The organism is Treponema sp. TIM-1, from assembly GCF_046533115.1.
Lineage (GTDB): Bacteria > Spirochaetota > Spirochaetia > Treponematales > Breznakiellaceae > JAIRMO01.
This window is the reverse complement of the sequence record NZ_JAJQRC010000077.1, coordinates 1-5,384: the sequence shown is the minus strand read 5'-3', so window position 1 is coordinate 5,384 and position 5,384 is coordinate 1. Positions and strand designations below refer to the sequence as shown.

General features: G+C 52.9%; 4 protein-coding genes. 1 reads left to right on the top strand and 3 read right to left on the bottom strand.

Features of this window, described 5'->3' with window-relative positions:
• Positions 1-159: 159 nt before the first annotated feature.
• The 3 genes from LQZ21_RS14775 to LQZ21_RS14765 all read right to left on the bottom strand — a co-directional run bounded on the left by LQZ21_RS14775 (position 160) and on the right by LQZ21_RS14765 (position 2,922).
• Entirely contained in the window at positions 160-930 is a 771-nt protein-coding gene (locus LQZ21_RS14775; protein ID WP_411045347.1) for an acyl-[acyl-carrier-protein] thioesterase, read from the bottom strand.
• Positions 931-1,106: 176 nt separating this feature from the next.
• On the bottom strand, positions 1,107-2,096 hold the full coding sequence (locus tag LQZ21_RS14770; RefSeq protein ID WP_411045346.1) for a dihydroorotate dehydrogenase: 990 nt from the start codon (positions 2,094-2,096) through the stop codon (positions 1,107-1,109).
• The gene (locus LQZ21_RS14765; protein ID WP_411045345.1) at positions 2,089-2,922 is read right to left on the bottom strand and encodes an iron-sulfur cluster-binding protein; all 834 of its coding nucleotides are present in this window, start codon (positions 2,920-2,922) and stop codon (positions 2,089-2,091) included. The genes LQZ21_RS14770 and LQZ21_RS14765 overlap by 8 nt, the downstream gene beginning before the upstream one ends.
• A 672-nt stretch (positions 2,923-3,594) precedes the next feature.
• Between LQZ21_RS14765 and LQZ21_RS14760 the strand changes: the two genes are divergently transcribed.
• Positions 3,595-4,794, top strand: a complete 1,200-nt coding sequence (locus tag LQZ21_RS14760) for a hypothetical protein (protein ID WP_411045344.1) — start codon at positions 3,595-3,597, stop codon at positions 4,792-4,794.
• Positions 4,795-5,384 lie beyond the last annotated feature (590 nt).

Sequence of the window (5,384 nt, the reverse complement as noted above, 5' to 3'; positions counted from 1 at the left end):
AAATAACATGACCGATTGGTCATGTTATTTCCTTATTGCATAAGCAATTAGAATAAAATGCATGGCATTTTATTCTCGCGCGGGTCCTAACTCCTCCCTTCCTTTTCGCGCCTTATTCGCCTTTGTGGTTAATTCTCTTCCCGTTTTTACCCCCCAATGCTAACTCCCCCCGAACACCCGCAGCTCCGCCCGGAACACGGCCTGGTCCCCTTCCCGGCGCCGGCCTTCGTAGGCGATGGCCCGGGCCGGTGGAGGTTCATTCGGGGCGTCGGAGCCAGAGATTGGCGCGGTCCACAGCTCAATCGTTTCGCCGCTTTTGATCTCGCTTAAATAGTTGATATCCAGCCGCATCTGATTGGCCTGTTCCAGGACCCCCGCATCGGTAACATCCTGGATCCACTGGATGTACCGGGCATTATTGACGTGGCCATTGTAATCGATATCCGAATACCGGGCCTGGCGCTCACCGGCCTTACCCAAATCATCCCGGGCATCCAGGCTGCCAGCCCCGCCGGGCAGGGCGTCCAACCCTTCGTTCAGGGGCAGGGTCCCCATCACCGCCTGCGGCCGCAGGGGGCGCCGTTTTTCAATATCCAGGATCAGCCAGTTGCTGCGGCCCCGGACAACGGGCGTATCCGACGCGTCCCGAATATCGTAATCCCGCACCGCGAAAAGCCGGTCCCAACCCCGGGGCCAGGACCGCACCGTAACCGTCTCCCCCCATTGCGGCCGGCGCTCAAAAAAAACCGAAATCCGGGAAAGCACCCAACCCTGACCGGTCCGGGCCATGGCCTCCCGCCCGACCCCCAAACTTTCCGCGTGGCTGATGGCCACCTCCTGAAAAAAATCAAAGGTCGCCGCCAAAGTCAGGCGGTCCGACCGGTCTATATTCCCAAAACGCAGGGGAAACGTTTCCTGCCAAATATCCATATGCACACTCCACCCCTATCCTGCCGGAAAAAACGGATTTTGAAAAGCCATTCACTCAAACCCTTCAATATAAATCAGGGCGCATCGCCAAAACACCAAAGGCGAAACACCGAAGGTGTTCCACCTCGGTGTTTCGCCTTCGGTGTTCCGGCGACCGGGCTATCCGCTCCAATTCCTCAGCCCCCCTGCGGGGGGCTTCCGGTATTTCCGCTTCTATCCCTTGCGCGGGGGCTTTTTTGCCGGATAGATAATTCCCCCACAGTTAAAAATGCCCCTTTCTCCATATAATCCCGAATACCCCGGATGGTTTCCAGCATGGCGGCGGGATGGGCAAAGGTGGCGGAACCCACCTGCACCGCGGCGGCACCGGCCAAAAGGAACTCCAGGGCATCCTCGGGCCCGGCAATTCCCCCAACGCCGATGAGGGGAAGCTCCAGGGCGTTCCCAAGCTCCCATACCATGCGCAGGGCAATGGGCCGGATGGCGGGCCCCGAGAGCCCGGCGCTCACCATATCAAAGACCGGTTTTCTTCTATAAATATCAATGGCCATGGCCTTAAAGGTGTTCACCAGGGAAAGGGCATCCGCCCCGGCGTCAACACAGGCTCGGGCCACCGCCGCAAGGTCCGGGGCATTGGGGGAGAGTTTGACCATCAGGGGCTTGCCCCCCGCGGCCCGCCGGACCGGCCCCACCACCGAAGCCGCCATTTCGGGGTCCAGGCCAAAGGCCATGCCCCCGGCTTTTACGTTGGGACAGGAGATATTGAGCTCTATCATATCAATGGAGGAAGCGCCCAAGATCCGCGCGCCCTCGGCGTATTCCTCCGGGTCAGCGCCGGAGAGGTTGGCGATCACCACGGGGCCAAGCTCCCGGAGGGCGGGAAGTTCCTTTTCCAAAAAGGCGGGGATCCCGGGATTCTCCAGGCCGATGGAGTTGAGGATCCCCGAGGGGGTTTCATGGATCCGGTTTCCGGTGTTTCCCGGCCGGGGCCGCAGGGTAAGGCCCTTGGTACAGATCCCCCCCAGGGCGGAAACGTCCAGAAGGCCCTGATACTCCCGGCCATACCCAAAGGTCCCGGAAGCGGCGATCACGGGGTTCCTGAACCGTATCCCGGCAATGGTTACCGAAAGGTCCGGCCCGGCCCCGCCTGAAGGGGGGTTATTCATCAAAATTCAGCTCCTCCGCGTTAAAAATGGGACCGTCGGCGCAGCAGCGCCGGTTTCCCCGGAGGGTCTCCACGGTACAGCCCAGACAGGCCCCGACTCCGCAAGCCATGTGCCGTTCCAGGCTGATAAAACAGGGGACCCCCGCCTGTTTTGCGGAAGTCCCCACGGCCTTGAGCATGGGTTCAGGCCCGCAGGCGTACACCGCGGCGTATTTTGCCGGGTCAAGCAGATCGGGGATCCGGCCCTTACGGCCCTCAGTTCCGTCTTCGGTGGCGATCACCATTTCCCGGGCGCGGGACCTTACCGGCCCCAAAAGCCCCTCCCGTTCCTCCGCGCCCCGGAGGGTCCTGAACCCGGCGTAAAAATCAAAGCACTGCCCGGCGAGTTCCCCGGCAAAGGCGAGGAGGGGGGCGATGCCGATCCCGCCGCCGATAAGGGCGACGGCTCCCCCCGGGGGGGGTAAAAAATCTCCCCAGGCGTTTCCCAGGGGGCCGATCAATTCCGCCATTTCCCCTATCTCCAGGCCGGTCAACTCCCCGGTCCCCTTCCCCCGCCGGACCAAGAGAAACCGGACCCCCGGGCCCGGCCCGGCCGTTTCCCCCGGCAGGCGGTTCTCCGGGGTATCGGGGATCCAAGCGGCAGCGCTGAGGGGCCTCCCCAGAAACACCCCGGATCGGACAGGCTTGACCAAAAAAAACTGCCCCCCCCGGGGTGCCGGGCCGCTCCAGGCAAACTCCAGACAGCTTATCTCCGGCCCGATAGACCGCTTCCATATAAGCCGGCAGAAACAAGATGCCCGGGGGCTTATGCTATCCACATGGTTCACCCCCCCAGTTTACCCCGAAGGACGCAGGTCCGCAAGCCGGTAATGCTCAGTTTAACATAACCACAAACCAACCGTAATGCCTCATAACAAAATCTAACCCTACGCATGTCTAATTCCTGTACATATTTAGACTTACAATATGCCTATTTAGGATTCCAGATGGCTTTTGAGACTCTTTGTAACTCTTTATCCTACCTGGAATTAGCTCATTGTATAATCTCTTGTAATATAACGACTTAGGTCATTTTGGGTTAGAATTTTATTTTGAGGCATGACTTTTTTGGGGTTAGATTAATTATGAGGCATTGTGCTATCTTGACGAGAAGCAACTTGTAAAATACTATCAAATTATAGTGGCGGCATCCGTGCCGTTGTAAAACAATACAGCCTTTGCAAAGAGGTAACTAAGAAAGGAGCTTGTTATGGCAGTTTATCAGTGTAGCAAATGTGGCAAGGTTGTTCGTAATTCAACAACTCCGCAGAATTCGACAACATGTGAGGGGAAACACTTCCACTCATGGACAAAAATCACCGATGATGGCGATGCGACATATGAATGCCATAAATGTGGACTGACGATTGAAAGGTGTAAATCAACACCACAGAACACCACAACTTGTGAGGGCAAACATTTCCATACGTGGCATAAAATGTAAAGGAGGGAAGAATTAGATGAAGAAATCTATTGTTTCTGGCGTGTTGATTATTGCCGCCATTATTTGTCTTTTGCTCATGTGTTGGTCTGCGGTTCAATTTGGAGCAATAGACCCTATCGAAATGCCGGGTAGTTTCATAGGGGCAGCATTAGGGGCGGCCATTACTGGTGTAATCACGGTGATACTTCTTAAGGGTCAATCAGCAGCAGAAGAAAAAAAAGAACGAGCCATTAAAATATTCGAGAAAAAACTCATGGTCTATTCACAATTTATGGAGCATCTCTGGGGAATGTTCAGTGATTCGGAAGTGACTCGCGAAGAATTGAATCAATTAAGAAACATTTGTTTTCAGCAACTTGTATTTTTTCTTGATGATGAACAGATTGAGGGCATCTCGAAGCAATTGGAAAAAATTGCCTATGATATTGACATGGTGGGGGTAGTAGCGGCAGGGGCTAAAATCACTTCTATTTTGAAAGAGAATCTCTACCCTGAAGCAGTGAAACCTCCGAAGGAGAAAGAAAAAAGTAAAGTCGGGAAAAATTCATTAGTCACTTTGTTCATGTCGTTTAGGAAGGAGAATACTTTTACTGAATACAAAACAGACGTCACGCCGTCTCCTGAATTTGATTCTTCACAGCAGTCTTTTGAAAGCCAAGATGTTTTACCGCGCTGCTGGCATTTTTCGATGTACGATGAAACACAGCTCAAGGTGCTTGAAAACGATAACGATAAGGGAGAAACGATTTTAGCGCTTTTTGAGCTTGGCGAATCATGGAGAACTGGGTATGTTAAACAAGTCCAACCAGGGAATATAATATTCTTATTCAAGAGAGGTGGCTCTGGGTATATCGGCGCCTTCAAGGCCATAAGTACAGAAGTGATTGAATACGAAGAAGACCATGAGGATTATAATGCTCGCGAGGATATGTATAATTACCTTAACGATGGTTGCGCCGACTATGCGGCAAACATAATTGTTAGACCACTTGCTTTTAATTGCAAAGGAGTCGGCTGTAAATCACCCAGGCGCAAGACTATTGAGCCTATTAACGATAGAGAAGCGGTTAATTATCTTCTGACCCGTTTCAGCGGCAATGATTTAACCGAAGAACAGAAGGCCGGCATGAACAAGTTTGAGTCCGGTAAACTTGTTAACATACAAGATGCTGATAGGGCCTTTTTCAAAAACTTGGTTGAAATTGCAGTTGGGTAGAAATACATTGCTGAAATCCAACCGTCCGCGTCCTTGCGGGCGGCTAATGTAGCAGAAAAAACGGCGTTTACAGGTCTGTTTATGCTTTTTTGTCCTGCCGGACAAACTGGGCCGGTAGGCGGCTCGGCCTCCGGCGGGAAACGATCGTAATACAGATAGCCGCCAAAAGTGTGCCATGCCCCCATTATTTAAACATTAATAGAATTTGTTCGGAAAGCTCAGTTTCCGAACAAATTCCCCCTTTTTTAACCAGCCAATATCCTTTTTTACGATTTTTGAGTTCCCCGGTATGAGCCTCCGCGGAGCAGAGCTCCGCGGTATCTTAAGCGTTGCCTGATTCGGAACGGAGGCTCGTTCGATAGGAAATTTATAATACCGTCTGGTTTAATACCAAATTTCGTAAGCGTTACGTTATTTGAGCCGGAGCAGAGCTCCGGGGTATTAAACCAGACTCCCGAATAAACCCTACAACCCTGATGAAGACTTCCATGAACGATAACGGCCTTTACAGAAGATGCCTTGAAGTTCACGGATCATTTGCTGCTCCTTGGTTATAGTGGCTTTTGGAACATCTTGCCGCTTTTGAAAGG

What these genes read in the sequence shown, in the direction of transcription:
- LQZ21_RS14775 (WP_411045347.1), bottom strand. Translation starts at nt 930, where the DNA reads ATGGATATTTGGCAGGAAACGTTTCCCCTGCGTTTTGGGAATATAGAC.
- LQZ21_RS14770 (WP_411045346.1), bottom strand. Translation starts at nt 2,096, where the DNA reads ATGAATAACCCCCCTTCAGGCGGGGCCGGGCCGGACCTTTCGGTAACC.
- LQZ21_RS14760 (WP_411045344.1), top strand. Translation starts at nt 3,595, where the DNA reads ATGAAGAAATCTATTGTTTCTGGCGTGTTGATTATTGCCGCCATTATT.